23 protein-coding genes are annotated in these 24,357 nt (G+C 69.9%); 7 read left to right on the top strand and 16 right to left on the bottom strand.

Annotated features, from left to right (window positions below; all coding sequences use genetic code 11):
* The first annotated feature begins 1 nt into the window (after position 1).
* The 3 genes from V5F49_RS10160 (at position 2) to V5F49_RS10150 (ending at position 4,018) form a co-directional block, all read left to right on the top strand.
* The gene (locus tag V5F49_RS10160) at positions 2-1,408 is read left to right on the top strand and encodes an NAD(P)(+) transhydrogenase (Re/Si-specific) subunit beta (protein ID WP_394117427.1); all 1,407 of its coding nucleotides are present in this window, start codon (positions 2-4) and stop codon (positions 1,406-1,408) included.
* 202 nt (positions 1,409-1,610) lie between these two features.
* Entirely contained in the window at positions 1,611-3,029 is a 1,419-nt protein-coding gene (locus tag V5F49_RS10155) for an exopolysaccharide biosynthesis polyprenyl glycosylphosphotransferase (RefSeq protein ID WP_394117428.1), read from the top strand.
* A 29-nt stretch (positions 3,030-3,058) separates the two neighbouring features.
* A complete protein-coding gene (locus V5F49_RS10150; protein ID WP_394117589.1) occupies positions 3,059-4,018 on the top strand; it encodes a glycosyl hydrolase family 18 protein in 960 nt (319 codons plus the stop codon).
* A gap of 7 nt (positions 4,019-4,025) precedes the next feature.
* Here V5F49_RS10150 and V5F49_RS10145 read toward each other — a convergent pair whose 3' ends face one another.
* On the bottom strand, positions 4,026-4,571 hold the full coding sequence (locus V5F49_RS10145) for an HAD family hydrolase (RefSeq protein WP_394117429.1): 546 nt from the start codon (positions 4,569-4,571) through the stop codon (positions 4,026-4,028).
* 268 nt (positions 4,572-4,839) lie between these two features.
* Here V5F49_RS10145 and V5F49_RS10140 point away from each other — a divergent pair, with 268 nt between their 5' ends.
* On the top strand, positions 4,840-5,613 hold the full coding sequence (locus V5F49_RS10140; protein WP_394117430.1) for an FkbM family methyltransferase: 774 nt from the start codon (positions 4,840-4,842) through the stop codon (positions 5,611-5,613).
* 10 nt (positions 5,614-5,623) lie between these two features.
* Here V5F49_RS10140 and V5F49_RS10135 read toward each other — a convergent pair whose 3' ends face one another.
* From V5F49_RS10135 to V5F49_RS10105, 7 genes are all read right to left on the bottom strand, one after another.
* The gene (locus V5F49_RS10135) at positions 5,624-6,499 is read right to left on the bottom strand and encodes an FkbM family methyltransferase (RefSeq protein ID WP_394117431.1); all 876 of its coding nucleotides are present in this window, start codon (positions 6,497-6,499) and stop codon (positions 5,624-5,626) included.
* A gap of 241 nt (positions 6,500-6,740) precedes the next feature.
* On the bottom strand, positions 6,741-7,766 hold the full coding sequence (locus tag V5F49_RS10130) for an acyltransferase family protein (RefSeq protein ID WP_394117432.1): 1,026 nt from the start codon (positions 7,764-7,766) through the stop codon (positions 6,741-6,743).
* Positions 7,767-7,786: 20 nt separating this feature from the next.
* Entirely contained in the window at positions 7,787-9,181 is a 1,395-nt protein-coding gene (locus V5F49_RS10125) for a hypothetical protein (protein ID WP_394117433.1), read from the bottom strand.
* Entirely contained in the window at positions 9,178-9,999 is an 822-nt protein-coding gene (locus V5F49_RS10120; RefSeq protein WP_394117434.1) for a WecB/TagA/CpsF family glycosyltransferase, read from the bottom strand. The genes V5F49_RS10125 and V5F49_RS10120 overlap by 4 nt, the downstream gene beginning before the upstream one ends.
* Before the next feature lie 107 nt (positions 10,000-10,106).
* A complete protein-coding gene (locus V5F49_RS10115; protein ID WP_509210769.1) occupies positions 10,107-10,916 on the bottom strand; it encodes a polysaccharide biosynthesis/export family protein in 810 nt (269 codons plus the stop codon).
* A 325-nt stretch (positions 10,917-11,241) separates the two neighbouring features.
* Positions 11,242-13,368 (bottom strand): GumC family protein, encoded by a 2,127-nt coding sequence (locus V5F49_RS10110; RefSeq protein ID WP_394117436.1) that lies wholly within the window; start codon positions 13,366-13,368, stop codon positions 11,242-11,244.
* 151 nt (positions 13,369-13,519) lie between these two features.
* Complete coding sequence (locus V5F49_RS10105; RefSeq protein WP_394117437.1) at positions 13,520-14,815, bottom strand: lipopolysaccharide biosynthesis protein; 1,296 nt, start codon at positions 14,813-14,815, stop codon at positions 13,520-13,522.
* A 367-nt stretch (positions 14,816-15,182) separates the two neighbouring features.
* On the opposite strand from V5F49_RS10105, the gene V5F49_RS10100 reads away from it, so the two are divergent.
* On the top strand, positions 15,183-15,656 hold the full coding sequence (locus V5F49_RS10100; RefSeq protein ID WP_394117438.1) for a hypothetical protein: 474 nt from the start codon (positions 15,183-15,185) through the stop codon (positions 15,654-15,656).
* 12 nt (positions 15,657-15,668) lie between these two features.
* On the opposite strand, the gene V5F49_RS10095 is transcribed toward V5F49_RS10100, so the two are convergent.
* From V5F49_RS10095 to V5F49_RS10070, 6 genes are all read right to left on the bottom strand, one after another.
* On the bottom strand, positions 15,669-15,917 hold the full coding sequence (locus tag V5F49_RS10095; RefSeq protein ID WP_394117439.1) for a hypothetical protein: 249 nt from the start codon (positions 15,915-15,917) through the stop codon (positions 15,669-15,671).
* Between the two features lie 208 nt (positions 15,918-16,125).
* Positions 16,126-16,911 carry a succinate dehydrogenase iron-sulfur subunit gene (locus V5F49_RS10090; RefSeq protein WP_394117440.1) on the bottom strand — a complete coding sequence of 262 codons (786 nt, stop codon included), beginning with the start codon at positions 16,909-16,911 and terminating at the stop codon, positions 16,126-16,128.
* 103 nt (positions 16,912-17,014) lie between these two features.
* Positions 17,015-18,850 carry a succinate dehydrogenase flavoprotein subunit gene (sdhA, locus tag V5F49_RS10085; protein WP_394117441.1) on the bottom strand — a complete coding sequence of 612 codons (1,836 nt, stop codon included), beginning with the start codon at positions 18,848-18,850 and terminating at the stop codon, positions 17,015-17,017.
* Between the two features lie 3 nt (positions 18,851-18,853).
* Entirely contained in the window at positions 18,854-19,258 is a 405-nt protein-coding gene (gene sdhD, locus V5F49_RS10080) for a succinate dehydrogenase, hydrophobic membrane anchor protein (RefSeq protein WP_394117442.1), read from the bottom strand.
* Positions 19,259-19,268: 10 nt separating this feature from the next.
* Entirely contained in the window at positions 19,269-19,667 is a 399-nt protein-coding gene (gene sdhC, locus V5F49_RS10075) for a succinate dehydrogenase, cytochrome b556 subunit (protein ID WP_394117443.1), read from the bottom strand.
* A 252-nt stretch (positions 19,668-19,919) separates the two neighbouring features.
* Positions 19,920-20,609, bottom strand: a complete 690-nt coding sequence (locus V5F49_RS10070) for an OmpW/AlkL family protein (protein ID WP_394117444.1) — start codon at positions 20,607-20,609, stop codon at positions 19,920-19,922.
* A gap of 334 nt (positions 20,610-20,943) precedes the next feature.
* On the opposite strand from V5F49_RS10070, the gene V5F49_RS10065 reads away from it, so the two are divergent.
* The gene (locus V5F49_RS10065; RefSeq protein WP_394117445.1) at positions 20,944-21,972 is read left to right on the top strand and encodes a CE1 family esterase; all 1,029 of its coding nucleotides are present in this window, start codon (positions 20,944-20,946) and stop codon (positions 21,970-21,972) included.
* On the opposite strand, the gene V5F49_RS10060 is transcribed toward V5F49_RS10065, so the two are convergent.
* The gene (locus V5F49_RS10060; protein WP_394117446.1) at positions 21,948-22,997 is read right to left on the bottom strand and encodes a MaoC family dehydratase; all 1,050 of its coding nucleotides are present in this window, start codon (positions 22,995-22,997) and stop codon (positions 21,948-21,950) included. The genes V5F49_RS10065 and V5F49_RS10060 overlap by 25 nt on opposite strands.
* Positions 22,998-23,158: 161 nt before the next feature.
* Between V5F49_RS10060 and V5F49_RS10055 the strand changes: the two genes are divergently transcribed.
* Positions 23,159-24,079 carry a cation diffusion facilitator family transporter gene (locus V5F49_RS10055; protein ID WP_394117447.1) on the top strand — a complete coding sequence of 307 codons (921 nt, stop codon included), beginning with the start codon at positions 23,159-23,161 and terminating at the stop codon, positions 24,077-24,079.
* A 53-nt stretch (positions 24,080-24,132) separates the two neighbouring features.
* Here V5F49_RS10055 and V5F49_RS10050 read toward each other — a convergent pair whose 3' ends face one another.
* On the bottom strand, positions 24,133-24,336 hold the full coding sequence (locus tag V5F49_RS10050) for a DUF1737 domain-containing protein (protein WP_209484617.1): 204 nt from the start codon (positions 24,334-24,336) through the stop codon (positions 24,133-24,135).
* Positions 24,337-24,357 lie beyond the last annotated feature (21 nt).

Below are 24,357 nucleotides of genomic sequence, written 5' to 3'. Positions count from 1 at the left end.
CATGAACGCGAACCTCGCCGCCCTGCTCTATCTCGTTGCAGGCATTCTCTTCATCCTGGCCCTGCGCGGCCTCTCCCACCCCACCACCTCGCGGCAGGGCAACCTGTTCGGCATGGTGGGCATGGGCATCGCCATCTTGACCACCCTCGCCCTGTCGCCGCCGTCCGACGGCATCGGCTGGGTGCTGGTGCTCGCCGGCATCGCCATCGGCGGTGGCGTGGGCGCGGTGGTGGCCAAGCGCATCCCCATGACGGCGATGCCGCAGCTCGTCGCCGCCTTCCACTCGCTCGTCGGCCTCGCCGCCGTGCTGGTGGCTGCGGCCGCGCTCTATGCGCCGCGCGCCTTCGGCATCGGCGATCCCGGCCACCTGCACGGGGCCAGCCTCGTGGAGATGTCGCTGGGCGTGGCCATCGGCGCCATCACCTTCACCGGCTCGATCATCGCCTTCGCCAAGCTCAACGGCAACATGAGCGGCAAGCCGATCATGCTGCCGGCGCGCCACCTCATCAACGCCGGCCTCGCCATCCTGCTGCTGATCCTGATCGTCGCCTTCGTGCTCACCGGCTCGATCACGCTGTTCTGGATCATCACGCTGCTGGCGCTCATCCTCGGCGGCCTGCTCATCATCCCCATCGGCGGCGCGGACATGCCGGTCGTGGTGTCGATGCTGAACTCCTACTCGGGCTGGGCGGCGGCCGGCATCGGCTTCACCCTCGGTAACACCGCGCTCATCATCACCGGCGCGCTGGTGGGCTCCTCGGGCGCCATCCTGTCCTACATCATGTGCAAGGGCATGAACCGCTCCTTCATCTCCGTCATCCTCGGCGGCTTCGGCGGTGACGCCGCGGCGGCCGGCGGCGGCGGCCAGGCGGAAGCCCGCCCGGTGAAGCAGGGCTCGGCGGACGACGCCGCCTACATCATGAAGAACGCCGAGAAGGTCATCATCGTGCCCGGCTACGGCATGGCGGTGGCCCAGGCCCAGCACGCGCTGCGCGAGATGACCGACCTTCTCAAGGAGGAGGGCGTCGAGGTGAAGTTCGCCATCCATCCGGTGGCGGGCCGCATGCCGGGCCACATGAACGTGCTGCTCGCCGAGGCCCAGGTGCCGTACGACGAGGTGTTCGAGCTCGAGGACATCAACTCCGAGTTCGCGCAGGCCGACGTCGCCTTCGTCATCGGCGCCAACGACGTGACCAACCCTGCGGCCAAGACCGATCCGCAGTCGCCGATCTTCGGCATGCCGATCCTCGACGTGGAGAAGGCCAAGACCGTTCTCTTCATCAAGCGCGGCATGGCGGCGGGCTACGCCGGCGTCGAGAACGAGCTGTTCTTCAAGGACAACACCATGATGCTCTTCGGCGACGCCAAGAAGGTGACCGAGGAAGTGGTGAAGGCCTTCGGCCACTGATCCGGACCGGGCGGGCCCGCACGGCCCGCCCCGCCCATCGCGGGCATTTTTCCAAGGAGCCGCCGGCATCCGCCGTGCGGCTCTTTGCCATTTTGGCGCAAGCTGCCCGTGCTCTTGCTTGACGCAGTACCACTTCTTAAGCAGAAGCGGTTACGGTCGCGCCCGGGATGGCGGTTCGTCCGGCTTGCGGGGAATGGGGGGCATGACACGTTGGACCCACGGGCTCGTCAATCGGCTCGTCCTCCTGTGTGATCTTCTCATGGCAGCCCTTGCCGGCATCGTCGCGCATGGGCGGTGGGATTTCCTGTCGTGGAGCCAGATCACCATCCTCTGGGTGGTCGGCGCGTTCGCCTTCGTGCAGATTCTGCAGACCGGCCGCGGTTACCGCGTGGAGCACTACGTGCGGCCGTTACGCCAGCTGGGTCACCTTGCCGTTGCCGGCGTGCCGGCGGGCGCCCTCGTCGCCATCTGCTACTACGCGCTGATTCCCATAGGCGACACCAATCTGTGGGCGGTGCTGGGCTGGGGCTTCATCACCGCGGTGGCGCTGGTGTTCGGCCGCCTCGTGCTGGTGCGCATCGGCATGGCGCTGGTGAAGACCCACGGCGTCCTGCGCCGCAACGTGGTGCTCATCGGCGACCCGGACCTCGCGCGCGACCTGATCCGCCGCTACCGCGACGAGGAAGGCGCCGACGGCCTGCTCACCTTCGTCGCCCTGTTCGATGACGGCTACATGCCCGGCGAGATGACGCCGCCGCCGGTGGCGCCCTATGGCGTGCCCCTGCGCGGCGGCCTGCGCGACCTGCTGGAGTTCGTGAAGCACAATCCGGTGGATACGGTGGTCATCACCAAGAGCTGGGATGATCCGGCCGCCATCAGCGCCATCGCCAACCAGATGTACCAGATCGCCGCCGACGTGATCGTCGAGCTCGATCAGGACCGCTTCATGCTGAACTACGCCAACCTCACCCGCCTCGCCGGGGAGCCGGCGCTGCAGGTGCAGCAGCAGCCCCTGAAGGGCTCGCTGGGCCTCCTGAAGGGGGTCGAGGACTATGTGGTGGCGACGCTGGGCCTGATCCTGGTGGCGCCGGTGCTGCTGCTGGCGGCCATCGCCATCAAGCTCGACTCCCCCGGGCCGATCCTGTTCCGCCAGCCCCGCGTCGGGCTGAACAACAAGGTCTTCCCCTGCTTCAAGCTGCGCACCATGCGCGTGGACCCCGCCGACGACGGCTCGCGCGGGACCACGCGGGACGACCCGCGAATCACCCGCGTGGGCGCCTTCCTGCGCTCCACCTCCATCGACGAGCTGCCCCAGCTCCTCAACGTGCTGAGGGGCGAGATGTCGGTGGTGGGGCCGCGGCCGCACGTGCCCAACATGCAGGTGGCCACCAACGTGCGCTACGAGGCCATCCGCCAGTACGTGGCCCGCTATCGCATGAAGCCCGGCATCACCGGCTGGGCCCAGATCAACGGCATGCGCGGCGGCATCAACACCCTCGAGAAGGCCGAGCGCGGCGTCGAGCTCGACCTCTTCTACATCGAGCACTGGTCCATATGGTTCGACATCAGAATCATGCTGCTCACCGTCACCAAGGGCATGGCCGGGCCGGCCGTGTTCTGAGCGCGCTGGCAGCGCTGGCGCTGGGGGTGATGCTGGCCGCCGCGCCCGGCGCCGCGCGGGCGGACGGGCCGCGGCCGTTCCTCGCCTATCTCGCCTCCTGGTCGGAGGTGGCCACCGACAAGCCGGACGACACCGTTCTGGCGCGGCTGCCGGGCTATCTCTCCCACGTCGCCCTCGGCTTCGTGAAGCCGGACCTCGTCTATTCCGGCGACCTCGACCTGTCGCGCACCGGGCTCGGGCTGCCCTATCCGGGCACGGTGCTGAAGGGCGCCATCGCCCGGCTCAAGGCGCGTCATCCCGATACGAAGGTGCTGCTGGCGGTGGGAGGCTGGGGCTTCTTCGGCTGGGATGCCCGCAATTTCGAGGCGCTCGCCCGGCTGGTCCGCGACCTTGGCGCCGATGGCGTGGACCTCGACTATGAGACCGCCGATTCGGGCTGCGCCCGCACGCCGGACGGGCGCATCGCCTGCCGCGACGATGCCCGGTCCATCGCCGTTCTGAAGGATCTGCGCACGGCGCTGCCCCGGCCGCTGGTGGTGACGCTGGCCGGCTGGAGCGTCGGCGCCTATGGCGAGGGCCGGTTCGCCGCCTCGGAGCCGCGGTTCGGTCCGTTCGTGGGCATGATGCGCGCCATGCTGAAGTCGCCGGTGGCGCAGGGGCTCGATCTCGTGTCGGTCATGTCGTACGACGCCGGGCCCGCCTACCGGCCGGAGGAGGCTTTCCGCGCCTACCGCAGCCTGTGGTCCGGCCCGCTGGCGCTGGGCATCCAGGTGATGCCGTCCGAATCGGGCGGGCCGCGCTTCACGGTGGATCGCACGGTGCGGCTGCTGACGCAGGCCATGGCGGACCCGAAGGCCGGCGCCATGCTCTATGGCATCGGGCTGGTGCCGCCCGGACCTCCGGGGCCCGACAATCCCGATTACCGCTCGCTCGCCCTTGCCATCTGCGTCACGCTCGGCTTGTCCGGCTGCGACGAGGCCATGCCCTGAGGTCGGCTCAGCCGGCGGCGGGCACGCCTGCGGCCGGCGCCGGTGCCACCGCGCGGGCGAAGGCGAGCAGGTCGCCGCCCGGGAACAGGTGGCCGGCAATTCCCGCCGCCCGCGCCGCCTCCATGTCCGAGGGCTGATCGCCGATCATCAGGCTCGCCGCCGCATCCACCGGCCAGTGCGCCATGAGATCGAGCAGCATGCCCGGCGCCGGCTTGCGCCACGGGTGCGCCGCCCGATAGGCGGGGACCACGGCCTCCGGATGGAACGGGCAGTAGCGCCAGTCGTCCACGTGGGCGCCGATGGCGTCGAGCTGCTGCGCCATCCAGCCGTGCAGGGCGGCCACGTCCGCCTCGGCGTAATAGCCGCGCGCCACGCCCGACTGGTTGGTGACCACGAACACCAGATGGCCAAGCGCGTTGAAGTGGCGCACCGCCTCGCGCGCGCCCTCGATCCAGCGGAAATCGGCGGGGGCGTGGACATAGCCCGCATCCACGTTCAGCACCCCGTCGCGGTCGAGGAAGACGGCGGGGCGGGGCGCGGGTGAGCCGCTCAAGGTGCTTCTCCTGTCATCGCCGGAGAAGGATAGAGAACGCCCCGGCGCGCGACCAGCCCGGCCGCGCGGCCCGGAGCACGGGCCCGCGCTCGGGCGGTTGCGCACGTCGTTCAACCCGCTTGCCTGCAGATTGCATGAGCTTCGTTGCCTTCGCCGGCGCCTCTGGTATGACCATGTATTGACGGCGTTACCCGCGCACCCGTGACGCATCGGGCGCCGACGGAAGGTGCGCGTGCAGACACAGCTGAAATCCTTCCTTGAACACAGGATGCCATGGGTCTTCGCCCGGCTGTGCCGGTGGGTGGATGCGCGGGCAGCGCGCGACCCGCGCAGCGACCTGCGCCTGCTGCCGCTGCTGGTGGAGCCGGGCGAGACGGTGTGCGACATCGGCGCCAATCGCGGGCTCTTCGTCTACTGGCTGCTGAAGGGCGGCGCCCGGGTGCTGGCGTTCGAGCCCAATCCCCGCCTCACGCGCATCCTGCGCCTGCGCTTTCCGGCGGAGATCGCGGCCGGCACGCTGACCCTGTTCGAGACCGCGCTCGACGCCGTTCCCGGCGAGGCGACGCTGCATGTCCCGCGCGACCACTCGCCCCTCGCCACCATCGACGGCCACCTCGCCCATGCCGTGGGCGGCGCCATGGACGAGGTGCGGGTGCCGCTCGCCCGGCTGGATGATCTGGTCACCGGGCCGGTCGATTTCATCAAGCTGGACGTGGAAGGCCACGAGCTGAAGGTGCTGGAAGGCGCCCGCCACCTCATCACGGAACACCAGCCGAGCCTGCTGGTGGAAGCCGAGGAGCGCCACCGCCCCGGCGCGGTGGCGGCGGTGCGCGCCCTGCTGGAGCCGCTCGGCTATCAGGGCTTCTTCCGGCTGGACGGGCGCCTTGAGCCCATCGCCGCCTTCGACCCGGCGCGCCACCAGCCCGCATCGGCGGTGGGGCCGGACGGCATCAACCCGCGTGACGACGCGGTCTATGTGCTCAACTTCGTGTTTGCCGCGCGCCCCGCCGTGGTGGAGCGCCTCGCGGCCTGGCGCGCGTAGCCGCGCCGCATCACGCCCCGAGCGCGGCGCCGCGCTCGCGCATCAGCCGGCCTTCCGGATGCAGGGCGATATAGTTGCCGAAGGCGGTCGGCCGCGTGGCCAGCGGCTTCAGAGCCCCGTCGTCCAGCAGCTGGAAGAAGCGATAGCCGAGGCCGGACAGGGTGTTCCACGCGGCCGCAGGGTCGCCGCCGTCCTTGAGCAGGGTGGGGCAGTTCATCTCGAAGATGACGCTCGGGTGATGGGTGGCTAGGGTCTGCGCCCCGCCCTTGATCACGCGGTCCTCCGCGCCCTCCACGTCCACCTTCAGGCAGTCGATGCGCGACAGGCCGAGGTCGGCCATGAGGTGGTCGAGGGTGGTGATCTCCACCTCCTCGCTCTCGGTGCTGGTGCCGTCGTTGATCAGCGAGAACGCCTGCGGGTCGTCGCCGAGGGGATTGTGGAACAGCACCGCCTTGCCGAGCGCGTCGGAGATGGCCTTGGGCACGATGGTGACATTGCGGAAGCCGTTGAGGGCGAGGTTGTCGGCCAGCTGGCCGCGCGCCGCGACGCCGGGCTCGCAGGAGACCACGCGCTCCGCATAGGCGGCGGCCTTCAGGGTGAACAGGCCGATGTTGGCGCCCACGTCCACGAACACGTCGCCCGGACGCAGGAAGGTCTCCAGATAGCGCACCTCCGGCTCCACCTTGTCGCGCAGCAGGTACACGCTGGTGGTGGTGAAGCGCAGGTCCGGCGGCAGCTTCAGGCGCGCGCCGCCGGGGGTGATCTCGGCCACCGGGCTGCGGCCGAGGGCCACGTGCAGGGCGAGCGACACCGCCCGGCCGGTGACGGCCAGCGGCGCCTCGCGGAAGGCCGGTTCGTTCACGAGCTTCTTCACCCGGCGCAACATGTCACTGTCCTCTGATCGCTGAAGTCCGATGGAGTGCTCGACCCCGATGCATTCCCGCACGTCCGCCCGGCGGCCGGGCGGCTTTTCCCGGCAGCACGCGCGGCGCGCCCCAAGATTGGAATAGACCGCCGGCGCAGCCATTCGGCAAGGCTCACGGCGGCTCCGGCCCCTGCGACACGAGCGCGGGGGCCGCGGGCGACGCCCGATGCGGGGGCTGAGGCCGGGGGTGTCCTGCGCGTCGTCATGGCGTCGCTGCCCGGGGCGGGCGGGCGGTCATCACCCGCAGCAGCGGGCGCTCGACGGCCAGATGCACCGCGACCGCTCCGAGAATGGCCGCGCCCACCGCTGTGGCGCCGAACGCCAGCCAGGTGGCGAGCTCTCCCGCCGGCGCGAGCCGGGCGAAGATCTGGCCCACGGCGGAGAGAATCATGCCGTGCACGAGATAGAGGGCATAGGAGGCATCCCCCAGCAGCACGAGCGGGCCGATTGCGGCGACCGGCCGCTCCCGTTCCAGCACCAGCGCGCCCGCCACCACCATGGCGGCCGGCACGCCCCAGCGGATCACCCGGTCGGCCCCGGGAACGCCGCCCTGCACCAGCAGGGAGACGAGCCCCGCCGCCATCAGCACGTAGCCCCAGCCGCGCGCCGGAGCCGGCCCCTTGAGGTACCAGACCCCGAGGGCGAGGCCGAACACGAACTCCAGCATGATGGGCGAGGTGTAGAAGGCGAGGAACGCGCCCTTCTCCGGCGCCGCGAGGCCAAGCCCGGCCAGCGCCGCCAGCAGCATCGCGACGGCGACCACGCGCCCGCGCTGCGGCAGCAGCAGGGCCGCGCCCCAGACGAGATAGAAGAACATCTCGTAGTTCAGCGTCCATCCCGGAACCACCAGCGGCTCCAGCGTGCCGAGCACGGGGTGGCGCGCCGGCAGGAACAGGTAGGAGGCAAGGATGTGCCAGGCGTCCGCCTGCCCGCTCTTCACCAGCTGCGGCGCCGCCAGCAGCAAGGCGAGGGTGGCGGTGGTGACGATCCAGTAGAGCGGCACGATGCGCACGATGCGCTTCAGGTAGAAGTCGCCGGGCCGGATGGCCGGATTGCGCGTGGTGACCAGCATCAGGAAGCCGCTGAGCACGAAGAAGATGTCGACGCCCGCCGCGCCCGACTGGGGCCAGGGCGCGGTGAGCCCCAGCCGCTGCAGCGGCGCGCCGAGGTGGAACACCACCACCATCAGGCTGGCCAGCGCGCGCAGATACTGGAGCGAGACGAGCATCGGGCCTCCGCGCCGGGCGCTCAGGTGAGACGGCCCGGCAGGCGTGCCCGGCCGAAGGTGATGCGCGGCCCCCGCGGGCGTGGCGCGGGAGCTGGCGCCGGCGCGACCGTGCGGCAGCGATGGAGATAGACCGACAGCGCCATCACCACCCCGAGCTCGCCGGGGGTGAACACCACCGAATATACGGCCGAGCTCACGATCAGGTACAGCACATAGTCGCCGAGGGCGAGGGCGAACGGATCGGCGCTGCCGCGCGTCGCCCGCATCACCCACACGAGGCACCAGCCGTAGAGCGCGGCCAGCAGGCTCGCGCCGACCACGCCATACTCGAAGATGACGCCGATCCAGCCCAGATCGGCGATGAAGAACTGCTCGTTACCGAAGATGTCGTTGAGGGTGACGGTGCTGAAGCGCGTGGTGGCGCCCACCCCGAACAGCCAGCGCAGCGGATCGTCGCCGAGGAAGGCGAAGGCGAGGGCGGAGGAGTTCTGGCGCACCGACAGCGAGGCGCCGAGCGTGTCCTCCACGTTGGCCGAGGGCCCGCCGGGAACAAGCCCCAGCTTGCGCGCCACCAGCACGAGGCCGGCCGCCACCGCGATCATCCCGAGGCCGATGGCCATGCGGCGCAGGCGCGGCGGCAGCGACATCACCATGCCGAACGCCACCACCACCAGCGCCGCGGCGATGGCGGCGCGCTGCTTGTAGATGAGCAGCATGGGCAGGAAGGCGAGGGCGATGCCTGCGCCGTAGACCACATTGCGCTTCAGCACGCTGGCGCGGGCCAGGAAGAACACCAGGATCATGCCGAAGAACATGGGCATGTAGACGCGGTAGCCGCGCTCGGTGTCGAACAGCAGCAGCTTGCTGTCGGCCGGGTTGTCCGCATACCAGGAGGTGGGCGCGACGGCGTAGATCAGCACCATCAGCACGTAGGTCGCCGCGCCGAAGCCCAGCACCGCCGTGCGGATGCTCGCCGGCGGCACCGCCAGCAGGGCCAGCATGGCCGACAGGCTGAAGTAGAAGGTGAAGGGCCACGCCTTCACGGTGGTGGTCAGCGCATCCACGAAGCCGTTGCCCAGCTGGATCATGGACACCAGCGGCGTGAAGCCGAGCACATAGGCCAGCACCACCAGATACATGCCGCCCGCCGGCAGGCGCAGCCGGATCATGCCGTAGAGCGCCAGCGGCATGGTGAGGAAGGGCCACGCCTTGGACAGCAGGTAGGGCGGGGGATATTCGTTCAGATAGTAGAAGACCTGCGCGAACAGGGGCAGCGAGGCCACCAGCGCCGCCTTGGCGAACAGCCGGGCGGCGTCGTGCACCCCCGGCAGCGGCACGCCGGTGGCGCTGCGGCGCAGGGGCATCACCACCCGCCGCGCCGGCGGGCGCTGGGGGAGCTGCCCCGGCGCGCTCACGACCGGTCCGGCCGGCCCGGCGCCGTGTCGCGCGCCATGCCGAAGGCGGCGGGATCGCGCTTGGCCTGCGCGGCCACGAGGAAGATGGGTAGCGAATCCACGAACACCCGCTGGATGTGCGTGCTCGGGCTCTGGACCAGCCGGTAGAGCCATTCGAGCCCGAGCCGCCGGAACGCGGGGCTGGCGCGCTGCACGAGGCCGGTGAGGAAGTTGAGCGCGCTGCCCACGCACAGGCCGGTGCCCACGGCGCGGCCGCGCCGGGCGATCATGGCGGCGAGATATTCGGAACGCGGCGCCCCCACCACCAGGAACACGTAGCGCGCCGGGTGCTCCTCCACGAAGCGGATGGCCGCCTCCACCGCCGCCGGGTCGTCGATGAAGCCCATGGGCGGCACGTGCAGGTGGATGGTGGAAAGCCCGTACCGCGCGGCGAGCCGGTCGCGCATGTCCTGCGAGCCGCCGATGATGGTGATGGGATCGTCAGGGCGGATCACGTGCTCGAACAGCTCGATGGTCAGGTCGCTGCCCGGGCACAGGGGAATGTCGAGGCCGAACGCCTTCTCCGCCAGCCAGTGCGGCACCGAGCCGTCCAGCGTGTTGAGGCCGGCGTCGGCGATCGCCTCGGCGAGGCGGGTGTCCTTCAGCCGGTTGAGCCGCACCAGGTGCGAGGCGTTGGAGGTGATGATGTAGCTGAACGGCGTGCCGAACGGCCGCGCCTCGATCAGCCGCGCGGTGCCGCCCACGTCGAGGCAGGCGAACGGCACGTTGAGGAACGTCTGCGTCCGGTAGGCGGGGGCGGAGTGGGGCTCGGCGAGCATCTTGGCTCCGGGCGTTCTGGTCCTGGTCGGTGGTGTCCCGTGTCCGGGGTGTCCTGTCGGTGGCCCCAACACGGCCGATGGCGTGCGCGGTCGCCCGTTCCTCCGCGCTACTGGAGGAAGGAGGAGCCGCCGCCGCCGGTCTGCGAGTAGGAGCCGATCGTATAGCTGAACTGCCGCTGGAACGGCACCACCTTGTTGATGAACTGGTCGATCCAGAGATTGACCTCGGCGATGGACGAGCGCGGCACGTAGATGATGTCGCCGGTCACCAGCGGCACGTCGTTGGCGTCGAATCCGGTCTCGATCACCTCGCGCACGTTGATGAGCCGCAGCATGGGCTCGTTGTTCGGCCCGCGCCGGATGAGCGCCACCTGCCCGGTGCGGGCCTCGTCGGTGAAGCCGCCCGCCAGCAGGATGCCCTGCAGCACGCTGGTGCCCATGTCGGCGAGCTTGTACGCCCCCGGCCGCGAGACCGTGCCGCCCACATAGACCCGCGCCGAGACCGCCTCCTCCAGCGAGACGACCACCTTCTGGTCGGCCAGCTCGCGCCGCGATTCGCGGCGGATGTATTCCTGCACGCCGGTGAGGGTGGAGCCCTCCACGCGGATCTGCCCGATGGCGCGCGGCGCGATGGACCCGTCGGGGCTGACGGTGAGGTCCTCGTCCATGTCGCGGGTCAGGAAATACTTGATCTTGACCTTGTCGCCCGGGCCGAGCCGGTAGCTCGGGATCTGGTCGTTCCACGGCTTGAAGCGCTGCAGCGTGGTTTCGGTGAAGCGCAGCTCGTGGCCGGTGGTGAACGGCTCGGTTCCCGTGTTCTGCGAGGTGGCGATGGCGGCGCAGCCGTTGAGCGCGAGCGCGAGGCAGGCGGCCAGCACGCCGGTGCGCCGCAGGGCGGCCCGGGACAGGCCGCGCACGGAACGGTGTCCCGGCGCCGGGTCGCGAGCGGTGTCAACCACGCCGCACTCTGGCAAGACCATCGACCAACTCCCGCTGCGCATTCCATCGGGGCCCCGGCGGCCCGCCCGCCGGAGCGGCCGGGCCGCCCTGCGGACGAAGGCGGCGAAACCTCCGAACGTGGTAAAGCCACCCTAAAGGCGCATGGTTAACGATGGCTTAGTCGCGGTGCCGGGGAACCGTGGATCGCGCGCGGCGTTCGGCGGAGGCCACAAAACACAGCGGGCCGCCGGCGTGGTAGCGCGGCGGCCCGTCGAGGATGTGCGTGCGGGGAGGCCGGCCGTCTCAGGCGCGGCGATAGAGCCAGTGCGGCAGGTAATAGCGCCGGCCGAGGAACAGCAGGCCGATCAGCAGGCCGCCGCTCTCCACCACCGAATCACGCAGGCGCAGGGCGGCCGGCTTGCGGGTGCGCTCCGCCTGCATCGCGAGGATGTTGCCGTCGGCCAGCTGGCAGAAGCGCTGGGTCACCAGCGAGGCGCCCGGCAGATCGGACGAGATCACGACGCAATCGAACGCGCCCTTCAGCTCCGCCATCATCAGCTCGGCCTCGGCGATGGGCAGGCGGATGTCGAGCAGCGGCGAGCGGGCGGCATCCGGCGTGCTCACCCACAGCAGCGGCACGGGCGTTCCCGCCACGGCGATGCCGCCGCGCACCTCGACGGCGCCCGCGGTGAGCGGAGCCGGCGCGGTGGAGGAGAGGTCCACCAGCAGGGTCCGGAGCTGGCGGTGGGCGGCGAATTCCTCCGCCAGCCGGCGGGTGAACCACGGCAGGCTGTCGTCGGCTTCGGGCGCGAGGAAATGCATCACCCGCAGCGGCTCGTCGTCGATCCTCGTGTCGAGCAGCAGCGTCGCGCAGCTGCCGATCGCTTCTTCCGCACCGCTGCCGTCGGCCGCCTCGGCCCCCTCGTCGAGCACCGCGAGGGTGGGCAGGCCGAGACCGCGCTCGGCCTCGCTCGGCATGATGAAGGAGGTGCGCAGGGTGGAGGCGATGGCTCCGGCCGCGCCGCCGAACAGCAGCGCCGCGAACAGGCCGCCGCCGATGAGCGGCAGCACCAGCGAGCGCTTGGTCACCGCAGATCCGGCGCCCTGCACCACCCGGACCGCCGACTGGCGGGACTGGGCCGCCGCCTCCTCGAGGCCTGCCGCCACCGCGCGGCGCTCGTATTCCTTGAAGCCCTCGCTCAGCGAATCCCGCTTGCGATTGAGCTCGATCAGCGGCGTCTCGGCGCCGCGCAGCATGGCGAGGCGCTCCTCGGCGACCCGCTGCTGCTCCACCAGCTCGCCCTTCTGGCGCGACAGGGCATCCTGCTCCACCTTCAGGCTCAGGATCATGTTCTGCAGGTAGTTGACCTGCGGGTTGCGGACGGCACGATCGGTGAAATAGCGCCGGTCCGCGCGGGTCTTGATCTTCGCCCTGACGGTGGCGATCTGCTTGTCCAGCTCGCGGATGAGCGGGCTGCCGGCGGCGTACTGGCTGGCCACGCGGTCGCGCTCCAGCAGCAGCTTGGTCAGGGTGTTGCCGTCCTCGTCACCGGGCAGGGCGTCGGTCTTCTCGGTGAAGTCGAACACCGAATCGGGGAGGGCGGAGAGCTGGCGCTCGGCCTCGCCCAGCTGGGCGGTCACCGCCACCTCGCGCTCGGCGATCTGCCGCCGGCGCTGCAGGATGCTGTCCACCTGGTTGGCGGCGAGGATGGCGTCCTGGCTGAAATCGATGATGCCGGCCTTCGCCTTCAGCTGCTCGATCTCGCGGTCCACCCCCGTCAGGTCCTTCTGGAAGCGGGCGACCTCCAGCTGCAGGATCTTCGCGGTGGGGTTCTCGAACAGGCGGCGGCGGGCGGCGAGATAATTCTTCACCAGCGCGTCGGCCGCCTCCACCGCCACCTCCCGGTCAGGATTGGTGACGCTGACGCGGATGATGTTGGAGCCGGACTGGACCGAGGCGCGCACCGTGCCCTGGAAGCGCTCCACCGCCTTGTCCATCAGGTCCTGGTCGGAGCTGAACAGGCGGGTGATGGCGGCGAGGCGGCCGGGCGGGAACAGGCGGTCGATGCCGATCTGCTCGACGGTGGCGCGGGCGACGTCCGCGCTCTCGATGATCTGCACCTCCGATTCGACCTGCTTCAGCCCCTCGATGCTGAGCACCGCCGGTCCGCTGTCGGTGACGTTCTGCGCGCTGGAGACCTCGCGGCTGACGATCACCATCAGCAGGCTGGAGGCGGTGTATTCGGTGCGGCTCACCACCGCCGCGCCCAGCGCGATGACCAGCGGCAGCAGGCCGGCGATCAGCACGATGCGGATGTGGTAGAAGGCGGCGATCAGGAAGTCGCGCAGCGTGAAGCCGGCGCCTGTGGCCGGCGCGGTGTCCGCGAGGCTCTCGCCGGCGCCTGGCTGCGCCGCCTGCGGCATCAACATGCGTCCCCCTGCTTCGTCCGCGGCGCGGCCGTCCGGCGATAAGGTCATGGTGTCGTCACCCGTGGCCTGCCGCAGGCCGGCCCCGAAGGTTCCCTGCAAAAGTGCAGCGGCGCCATTACTTTGCGGTTAACGGAGGGTTTGCGCCCCCCGCTCAGAAGGCCTGCGGCATCAGCCGGCGTACCGCCAGGCTCGCGCCGATCGCGAGCTGGGCCGCGAACACGGCGGTGGCGATCGCCGCGCCGATCATGCCGAAGGGCGGGATGAGCAGCACGCACAGCACAACGCACACCGCCGTCTGGCCGATGGTGAGCCAGCGCAGCGTGCCGCCGTGGCCGGCCATGGCGAGCACGATCTCCTGACAGGGCAGCAGGCAGTAGACCAGCTGGCCGAGGCCCAGGATGATCAGCGCGGTGGAGGCGATCTCGAAGCCCGGCCCCACCAGATGCAGCACCTGCGCGGGAAACAGCACCATCACCGCCACCATGGGCACGCCCAGCGCCGCCACCGCGAGCCGGACCCGCCGGTTCAGGTGGCGCAGCTCGGCGAGCTGGCCCTGCCGGTGGCGGGCGGCGAAGGAGGGCGCCGCGACGCTGCCGATGGAGGTGCTCACCACCCAGATCAGCATGGAGATGCGGTTCGCCACGCTGAAGGCGCCCACCTGCGAGGGCAGGCCGAAGGTGGCGAGCAGCAGCACCGGCAGCGAGGGAAGAAGGATCTGCACGATCTCCACCAGCGACAGCGGCAGCGCGGTGCGCCACAGGGCGGGCAGGGGCTCGGCCGGCACCCCGGCCGCGGCGTGGTCCCGGAACTGGCCGCGCACGCGCAGCAGCAGGGCGAGGCCCACCACCGTCGCCGCCATGTTCGCCGCCGCCAGCGCGTAGAGCATGCCGTCGAGGGAATGGACCCCCGCCACCACCGCGCCGAGGGTCAGGATCGGCCACAGTCCGTTCTGCACCAGCTGCCCGGCCGCGCCGCGGTGGAAGCCGATGAGGGCGTTGCCGATGAAGTAGCACAGCGCCTGGGGCAGGATGACCAGCGCCGACAGCAGCAGCGGACGCTCGGCCTCCGGGTCGCGGAACACATAGGTGGCGAGCGGCCCGGCCAGCGCCGCCGTGACGATGGAGACCGCAAGGCCGAGGGCCAGCACCGCCGCGCCGCCCGTCAGCAGGGCGTGGCGTGCCGCCCGGCCCTGGCCCACCGCCAGCTCGGCCGCCAGATGGCGCACCACCGCCCGTTCGAAGCCGCCGCGCGAGACCGTGGCCAGCACCCCGACCACGGTGAGGCAGAGGAAGAAATAGCCGGAATCATGCACGCCCAGCGCCCGCGCGCCGATCATGTAGAGGCCGAGCTTGCCCACCAGCTCCAGCCCGCGCGCCATCATGGCTGCGGCGTAGGTGCCGTAGGTGCGGACGAGGGTGAGGAGGGAGCCGGACGGCGTCGTGCTCACGGGTGGCTCCGGCGGGGGCGGCGCGCGGGGCGCATGTGGCACCTGAGCCCTGATGCTTCCACGCCTCGCATTCCTTCGTCCCGCGGCGCGCCGCGCCTTCCCGCTGATCGCGAGGGGGTGATTCCCCCGCCGCCGATCCGGCACTATGAGGGAGCATTAGTGCGCGCGCGGCGCGGAGGGAAGCGGACGGGCCGGGGGACGTGTCGATTTTGCTCCGGCCGCCGTTCATGGTCCCGGACGCATGCTTTCGCCGGCCCGCGCGCCGGGGCACCATGGACGCGGGATTGGTCCCGGGCGGGGCCGGGTCGGCAGTGGCCGGCGGCTTGAGGCGGACATCCCCTGGAAAGGGCGACGGGAGGAAGCGGGCGTGAGCGCGGTCGGTGGAGGCGGAGGAGAGGGCGGCGGTGCCGCCGGGCGCTGGCGCCTGCGGGCCCGTCCGTCGGCCGCAGGGGTTGCGCTGCTGGCGCTGGGCATCCTGGCCGCGGCCGGCACCGCGCCCGCGCAGGCGCAGCTTTCGCCCATGCAGAGCCTCGGCGAGCTGCCTGCCCTGCCGCCCATCGATCCCGACGTGGACCCCTATCCGTTCGATCCGTTCCTGATCCTGCGCACCTACCTGCGCGACCGGTTGCCGGCGGGCTGGTGGGCGCGCGATCCGGTGTTCGGCGCCGGGGTGTTCTCGGTGGTGGTGAACATTCCCGAGAGCTGGAAGGGCAATCCCACCTCGGCCATGCTGCGCCTGTGCCCGGAGCCGCGCAGCAAGCTGTGGGATCGGATCTCGGTGATCGAACTGAGGCCGTTCTACCGCAAGAGCCCGTGGGCGCCGGCGGTGTGCCGGCGCTAGCCGGCGCGGCCCTCAGACCTCGTCGCGCAGGGAGCGGTGGGTATGGACCGGAGCCGCCGGCGCCAGATGCCGCCCGGACGTGCGCTCGAAGCCGAACAGCGTCGCGAGGATCACGAAGGCGAAGAACACGATGCTGCTGGCGGTGGTCAGCGTGAGCACCGAGCTGCCGATGAGCGTGAACATCTCGGACGGATAGGCGATGGCCGCCCACAAAAGGCCGACGACGAGCACCGCCGGCAACAGAACGCGCGAGATAGGCATGTCTGCTCCTCCGGCAGGTCTTCGCATCAAGGTTAAGACGCTAACACGGAATGCGGGATGTTGAGAAGCGCTGCACGCGGCGCAGTGCGATCGTGTGGTGTCGGCGGCCGCACGCGGTGGCCGGAACCGCCGGGCAAGGGCCCGAAAGCAAAGGGACCGCCGCGCCGGGTGGCGGGCGGTCCCTGAACCGGACGGAAGGTGGCGTGCGTCAGATCTGGCGCTCGACCATCATCTTCTTGATCTCGGCGATGGCCTTGGCCGGGTTCAGGCTCTTCGGGCACGCCTGGGCGCAGTTCATGATGGTGTGGCAGCGATACAGCCGGAAGGGGTCTTCCAGGTTGTCGAGGCGCGGGCCGGTGCGCTCGTCGCGGCTGTCCTTCAGCCAGCGGGTGGCCTGCAGCAGGGCCGCCGGGCCGAGGTAGCGGTCGCCGTTCCACCAGTAGCTCGGGCAGGAGGTGGAGCAGCAGGCGCACAGGATGCACTCGTAGAGGCCGTCCAGCTTCTCGCGGTCGTCCTTGGACTGGCGCCATTCCTTCTCGGGGGCGGCGGTGTCCGTCTGCAGCCAGGGCTCGATGGAGGCGTGCTGCGCATAGAAGCGGGTGAGGTCGGGAATGAGGTCCTTCACCACCGGCATGTGCGGCAGCGGATAGACGTTCACCACGCCCTTCACCAGCACCTCGTCCATGCCCTTGGTGCAGGCGAGCGTGTTGGTGCCGCCGATGTTCATGGCGCACGAACCACACACGCCCTCGCGGCAGGAGCGGCGGAAGGTGAGGGTCGGGTCGATCTTGTTCTTGATGTAGATGAGGCCGTCCAGAACCATCGGCCCGCAGTCCTCGCGATCGACATAATAGGTGTCGATGCGCGGGTTGCGGCCGTCATCCGGGTTCCAGCGGTAGATGCGGAACTCGGTCAGCTTCTTGGCGCCCTGGGGCTTCGGCCAGACCTTGCCGGGCGTGATCTGGGAGTTCTTCGGAAGGGTGAATTCAGCCATGGGACGTCCTGGAACGCTGGAGCGGGAACCGCCCGCAGGATTTCTGGCCATGGCCGCGCACGGTGGGCACCCCTGGTGCGTCCCGCGCGCGGTCGATTAAGGCTCAGTACACGCGCTTCTTGGGCTCGATGTACTGGATGTCGTTGGACAGCGTGTAGGTGTGCACCGGACGGTCGTCGAGGCGCACGGTGCCGGCCGAGGTGTCGAAATAGGCCAGCGTGTGCTTCATCCAGTTCACGTCGTCGCGCTCGGGGAAGTCCTCGCGCGCATGGGCGCCGCGGCTTTCCTGGCGGTTCGCCGCGCTCTCCATGGTGACGATGGCCTGCGAGATGAGGTTCTCGAATTCCAGCGTCTCGATGAGGTCGGAGTTCCACACCAGCGAGCGGTCGGTGACACCGATGTCGCTCGAGGCCTTGAACACGTCGTGGATGAGCTTGCGGCCCTCCTCGAGCACCTCGCCGGTGCGGAAGACGGCGCAGTTGTTCTGCATCACCTTCTGCATGGAGAGGCGCAGCTCGGCGGTGGGGGTGCCGCCCGAGGCGTAGCGGAACTTGTCGAGGCGGCCGAGGGCCAGCTCGGCGCTGTTCTCCGGCAGGGGCCGGTGCTTCTCGCCGGGCTTCACCAGCTCGGCGGCGCGCAGGCCGGCGGCGCGGCCGAACACCACGAGGTCGATCAGCGAGTTGGAGCCGAGGCGGTTGGCGCCGTGCACCGAGACGCAGGCCGCCTCGCCGATGGCCATCAGGCCGGGCACCACCTTGTCCGGGTCGCCCTGGCTCTTGTCCAGGACCTCGCCGTAATAGTTCGTGGGGATGCCGCCCATGTTGTAGTGCACGGTCGGGATCACCGGGATCGGCTCGCGGGTCACGTCCACGCCGGCGAAGATCTTCGCGCTCTCCGAAATGCCGGGCAGGCGCTCGTGGAGGATGGCGGGGTCGAGGTGGTCGAGGTGCAGGAAGATATGGTCCTTCGCCTTGCCGACGCCGCGGCCCTCGCGGATCTCCATGGTCATGGAGCGCGAGACCACGTCGCGGGAGGCGAGGTCCTTGGCCGAGGGGGCATAGCGCTCCATGAAGCGCTCGCCCTCGGAGTTGGTCAGGTAGCCGCCCTCGCCGCGCGAGCCCTCGGTGATGAGGCAGCCCGAGCCGTAGATGCCGGTGGGGTGGAACTGCACGAACTCCATGTCCTGCAGGGGCAGGCCGGCGCGCAGCACCATGCCGCCGCCGTCGCCGGTGCAGGTATGGGCCGAGGTGGCGGAGAAGTAGGCGCGGCCGTAGCCGCCGGTGGCGAGCACGGTGAGGTGCGCGCGGAAGCGGTGGATGGTGCCGTCGTCGAGCTTGATGGCCACCACGCCGCGGCAGCGGCCTTCCTCATCCATGATGAGGTCGATGGCGAAATACTCGATGAAGAACTCGGCCTGATGCTTCAGCGCCGCCCCGTAGAGCGTGTGCAGCATGGCGTGGCCGGTGCGGTCCGCCGCGGCGCAGGTGCGCTGGGCGGTGCCCTTGCCGAAATGGGTGGTCATGCCGCCGAACGGGCGCTGGTAGATCTTGCCGTCCTCGGTGCGGGAGAACGGGACGCCCCAGTGCTCCAGCTCGTAGACGGCGGCCGGCGCGTTGCGCACGAGATATTCGATGGCGTCCTGGTCGCCCAGCCAGTCCGACCCCTTGACGGTGTCGTACATGTGCCATTCCCACTTGTCGTCGCCCATGTTGCCGAGCGAGGCGGCGACGCCGCCCTGGGCGGCCACGGTGTGGGAGCGGGTGGGGAACACCTTGGTGATGCAGGCGGTGCGCAGGCCCGCCTCCGAGCAGCCCACCACGGCGCGCAGGCCCGCGCCGCCGGCGCCGACCACGAGCACGTCGTAGGTGTGATCCTCGATGGGGTAGGCGGCGCCGTTGATGCCGGGCGCGGCGGCCCCGTTGGTCGCGGTATCGGCCATGTGTCAGCCTCCCAGGCTGATCTTGAGCACGGCGAAGGCGCCGGCGAGGGCAATGGCGATGGAGAAGAAGGTGTTGGCCACGATCAGCAGCACCTTCGGGCCCTCCGCGTGGACGTAGTCCTCGATCACCACCTGCATGCCGATGCGCATGTGCGTCGTCACCGACAGCAGCGTGAGAAGCAGGATCACCGAGACCAGCGGATTGCCGAGGACGGCGCGGGTCTGCGCGTAGCCCTGGCCGGCGAGGCAGATGACGATGCCGATGAAGGCGATCATCAGCACCAGGTTGGCGAGGCCGGTCACGCGCTGCTTGAAGAAGTGGTCGGTGCCGGACTTGGCGGCGCCGAGACCGCGCACGCGGCCGAGCGGCGTGCGCATGGGGGAATGGCCGTGGGAGGGGCTGCTCATGTCGGTCTCCTCACTTCACCGCAAGGCCGATGATCCAGAGGATCACCGTGAGGCCGATCGAGCCGGCGAGGGTCGCCTGCGCCAGGAGCAGGCGCTCCTTCGGGCCGAAGCCGTGGATGAAGTCCCAGATGAAGTGACGGATGCCGCCGAGCGCATGGTGCAGCAGCGCCCAGGTGTAGCCGAACAGCACGATGAGGCCGATCGGCGAGCCGGCGACCGCGCGGAACGTGTCGAAAGCAGCGGGCGAGGTGGCGGCGGCCAGCAGCCACCAGACGAGGATCGCCGTTCCGAAATAGAGACCGATGCCGGTGATGCGGTGCACAATGGACATCACCATCGTGAACAGCGGCCGGTAGATCTGCAGGTGGGGCGAAAGGGGGCGATCAATGCGCTGAGGGCTGTCGGCCATGGGCCTCCTCCAAAAAATCGACCGATCAGGTATCTCAATCGTCGTCACTTCGCAACGATTCCAAAGCACCTTGGCGGGCTTTAAAGCGGCTTACGGTCGGCGCCGCAATTGGATGATCGTTGCATGCGGCCTGCGCGCGCGGTGGGTTGCTGCAGCGCGGTCGCCCGGCGACATGCGGGCCGGTGCCGACGCAAACGAAAACGGCGCCGGAAAACCGGCGCCGTCTTGCGTGTCTTTTTCTGGCAGAACCGATCAGAAGCGATAGGTCACGCCCGTGCCGAAGATCCAGGGGTTCAGGTCGGCACCGCCGAGGACGGTGGCGCCGCCGGCCGTGGTCAGGGTGAAGCTCGGCTCCAGGAAGATCTTCTTCACGTCGACGTTGAAGCCCCAGTGGCGGTCGATCATGAAGTCGAAGCCGGCCTGGAGGGCGAGGCCCCACGCGTCATGCACGTCGATGGACGAGAACAGCAGCGGGTTGCTGGTGCTCTGGCTGAAGAAGGTGGTGTAGTTCACGCCGGCGCCGATGTACGGCTTGAACGCGCCGAAGTCGGTGAAGTGATACTGCAGCGTGAGGGTGGGGGGCAGCAGCCACACCTTGCCGACCTGGCCGAGGCCGGTGATGGTGCCCGCGCCGTTGATGTCGTGCGGGGTCACGCCGAGGATGAGCTCGGCCGCGATGTTCTTGGTGAAGTAGTAGGTGATGTCGAGCTCGGGCACCACCGAGTCGGAATAGGTGAGGCTGGAGCCGGGAATGCCGACCACCGAGCCGCCGTCTTCCGGCATCACGTACAGGGCGCGCACGCGGATCTGCCACGGAGACAGGGGCTCTTCCACCGCCGGCGCCTTGTAGACGGGGGTGGACAGATCGGCAGCCATCGCGCTGCCGGCCGTGAGGGCCGCGATACCCGCAGCCAGAATGGCACCCAGACCGAACTTCTTCATTTGCCCCGCTCCCGCGACTTCAAATTTCCGAGATATATTGCAGCAGAGTCATGGCTTCCGCCGACAGCCAAAAGTTTGATTCATGTCAAAAAGGCGGCTGAGGTTAGGGAACTGTGGCGCTGCGGCCACAGCCTTGCCGCGGCCTTGCCCTAATGTGCCGCCATGGGAAGGGCGCTCCGCGAAACGCAAAAACCCTGTCGCCGGAAGGATTTGTTGACGCATGCCAAGCTCGGGCGCGGCCACTCTGCCGCTCAGGCGCCATTCCGGAGGCGCGCGGCGGATTCCCGGGCCCCGGCCGGGGGATTGTGTCGCTGCCGCAACGGCATGGCGCGCGATGGGTGTAATCGGGCTCCTGCTCGCGCTGATTCTGCCCGCCGCTCCCGCGCGGGCGGCGCAGGTTCGGGACCTGCGGATCGAGGCCGGCGGCGAGAACCGGCGGGCGACGATCGTCACGCCCGAGGGGGTGCTGCCCGGTCCTGCCCCGGTGGTGATCGCTCTGCACGGGGCGGCGCAGACCCCGGAGAGCTTCCGCGCCTATTTCGGCCTCGACGCCGCCGCCGCTGCCCATGGCTTCATCGCCGTCTATCCCGAGGGCGAGGGGCGGGTGTGGAACGACGGGCGCCCGGCCGCCATGCGGCTGAAGGCGGTGCTGCGCCCGGGCGACGACGTGGCGTTCCTGGTCGCCCTGGTCCGGCGGCTCGTGGCCGACGGCATCGCCGATCCCGGCCGCATCTACCTGACCGGCATCTCCAACGGCGGCTTCATGGTGCAGCGCATGGCCTGCGAGCACGCCGAGCTGTTCGCCGCCTATTCCTCCATCATGGCCACGGCCCCCGCGAACTACCGGGAGGAGTGCCAGCCGGCGCGGCCGGTGCCGATCCAGTTCATCCACGGCACGGCGGATTCGGTCATCGCCTATGCCGGCTTCTGGACCCCGGTCGGCGCGACGCTCTCGGCTCCGGACAGCGCCAAGCTGTTCGCGCGGCTCAATGCGTGCGGTGCGGCGGAAACCCGCGCGCTGCCCGATCTCGACACCACCGACGGCACCACCGCCGAGCTGCGCCGCTGGGACGGGTGCCGCGACAATGCGGCGGTGGAGCTCATCACCATCGAGCGCGGCGGCCACCAGTCGCCGGCGCGGGTGGAGACGAAGCCGGACCTCGCCACGCCCTTCCTCGGCCTGCGCAGCGGCGATATCGATTCGGGCGAGGAGGTGTGGCGCTTCGTCTCGGCCTTCGGCGGCGCCGGGCGCGGCCAGCCGACGGCGGGGCCGGTGCCCCTGCCGCCGCCCTCGCCGTTGCGCGGCGCCCGGGCGTCGGGCGCCGCTCGGGCCCCCGATCAGCGCGGGATCAGCACCCAGTAGTCGAGATCGAGGATCACGCTCGGGTCGTATTCCTCGCCGCTCTTGTAGGGGAAGTCGGCGGTGGCGCGGTCCTTGGTGGCGACCGTGCGCAGGCGCAGCGCGCCCACGTCCTCGCGGCCGGGCAGGGGCTGGGCATCCAGCACCTCGCTCCAGGCATGGACGGTGAGGCCCGCGAACAGCGGTGCCACGTGGCGCCCGCCGTTGATGGCCGCCACGTGGAATGCATTGGCAAGGCCGTTGAAGGACAGCGCCCGCGCGATCGAGATCACGTGCCCGCCATAGATGAGCCGGCGGCCGAAGCGGCCCTGGCCCTCGGTGAACTGGTTGAAGTGGACCTTCGCCGTGTTCTGGTAGAGGCGCGTGGCGATCATGTGCTCGGCCTCCTCCACGGTCATGCCGTCCACATGGTCGATGCGCTCGCCCACCTGATAGTCGCCGAAGCGGGCGGTGGAGCCGGAGAGGTCGTCACGCCAGCCCTCGATGTCCAAGAGCGGCACGGCGTTGCCCAGGGTGTCGGGCGCGAGGGCGGCGGGCAGCTTGGGGACCACCGGCTCGGGCGCGGGCACGGAGAAGTCGGCCTTGCGCACCATCACCCAGCGCACATAGTCCAGCACCTCGACGCCGTCCTGGTTGAAGCCGACCGAGCGCACGTAGACCACGCCGCTCTGGCCGTTGGAATTCTCCCTCAGGCCGATCACCTCGGACACCGCGGTGAGGGTGTCGCCGGGGAAAACGGGGGCGAGGAAGCGGCCGCCGGCGTAGCCGAGATTGGCCACCGCATTCAGCGAGATGTCGGGGACGGTCTTGCCGAACACCACGTGGAACACCAGCAGGTCGTCCACCGGCGCGCGCGGATAGCCGATCGCCTGGGCGAACGTGTCGGCCGACTGCACCGCGAAACGGGTGCCGTAAAGGGCGCTGTAGAGGCTCACGTCGCCTTCCGTGACGGTGCGCGGCGTGGCGTGGCGGATCACCTGGCCCACGCTGAAGTCCTCGAAGAAATTGCCCCGGTTGGTCTTGCTCATTCTCTCTCCCCCAGCTGCGCCGCCATGTTGCAGAGCAGCGGCATGGGACGCAACACTCGACGCGACACCGGCGCGACGTGCTTGACGCGGCGGTCTCCTTGGTCCTCATGGATGGGTATGATGGGGCGCGCGGCGCCGCCATGCGACGAAGGGGGGCAGGGGTGTCGGGGTCCGCGAGCCAGAAGCTGTCGTTCCAGGCCATGATCTTCACGGCCTGCCTGTTTCCCTTCTACATCCTGGCGGCGACGCTCACCAATTCGGCGGCCATCCTCACCGACCTGCTCGCCACCTCGTTCGACCTGACGGCGCTCACCGCCTGCTGGCTGGTGCTGCGGCTGGCGCACAACGCCAATTCCGGGCGCTATGCCTACGGCCTCGGCAAGCTCGAGAACCTCGCCGAGCTGATGATCGCGCTGCTGCAGACGCTGCTGGCCTTCATCGCCGGCTCCAACGCCATCATGCGCATCATCCATCCGGAAGGGGTGAGCGGCGCCGAGTTCGGCCTGTTCGTGACGGCGGCGGCGGTGATCGGCAACGTGGTGCTGAACCGCAAGGCCACCCGCCTCGCCCGAGAGACCCGCTCGCCGGTGCTGGCGGCGCAGGCGCGGGTGCACCTCGTGTCGGCCATCTCCTCCGGCTCGGTGTTCATCGTCACCGTGATCCTGTCGATCTTCAACGACGTGTACTGGATGTTCTACCTCGACCCGATGGCCTCGTTCGTGGTCATCGGCTTCATGGTCTACAACATCTTCGCCATGCTCTCGAACTCGGTGGCCTCGCTGCTCGACCAGGCGATCGACGAGGCCGGCCAGCTGCGCATCCTGCGGGTGCTCACCAGCCATTTCGACGATTTCGACGAGCTGGGCGACATCCGCACCCGGCAGTTCGGCGGCAAGATGTTCGTGGAGCTGCACCTCGGCTTCGAGGGCGACTGGACGGTGGCGCACACCCGCACCGTGGTGGCCGGGCTGGTGGAGGCGGTGAAGCGGGAGTTCCGCGAGGCCGGCGACGACGTGGACGTCGCCATCGTGCTCATTCCCGCCCACGCGCCGCAGGTCGCCCCGGCAGCGGCGACCGCCTGATCCGGCCCGCCCCCGCGCGGTGGCGGGCTTCGGGGCGGCCGCGCGCGGATGCTTCAGTGCTCGGAGAGCACCACTGCGTCCGACCACTCGCCCTCCACCTCCTTCACGATGGCCTGGCCGCAGATCACGCGGCCCTGCACCGAATCGAAGGTGAGGGTGGGGGCGCCGTGCAGCTGCCAGCCCCGGTTGAGGGCGGCGGACACGCGCTTGCAGAAGGCCGCGTCGTCGGGGCCGGTGAGATAGCGATAGAGCTTCATGGCGGGTCCTGAAGGATGCCG

Origin of the sequence: Xanthobacter lutulentifluminis, from assembly GCF_043194675.2 — a bacterium.
Lineage (GTDB): Bacteria > Pseudomonadota > Alphaproteobacteria > Rhizobiales > Xanthobacteraceae > Xanthobacter.
Note: the sequence above shows the minus strand (reverse complement) of the source record. Positions and strands in the feature narration are given on the sequence as shown.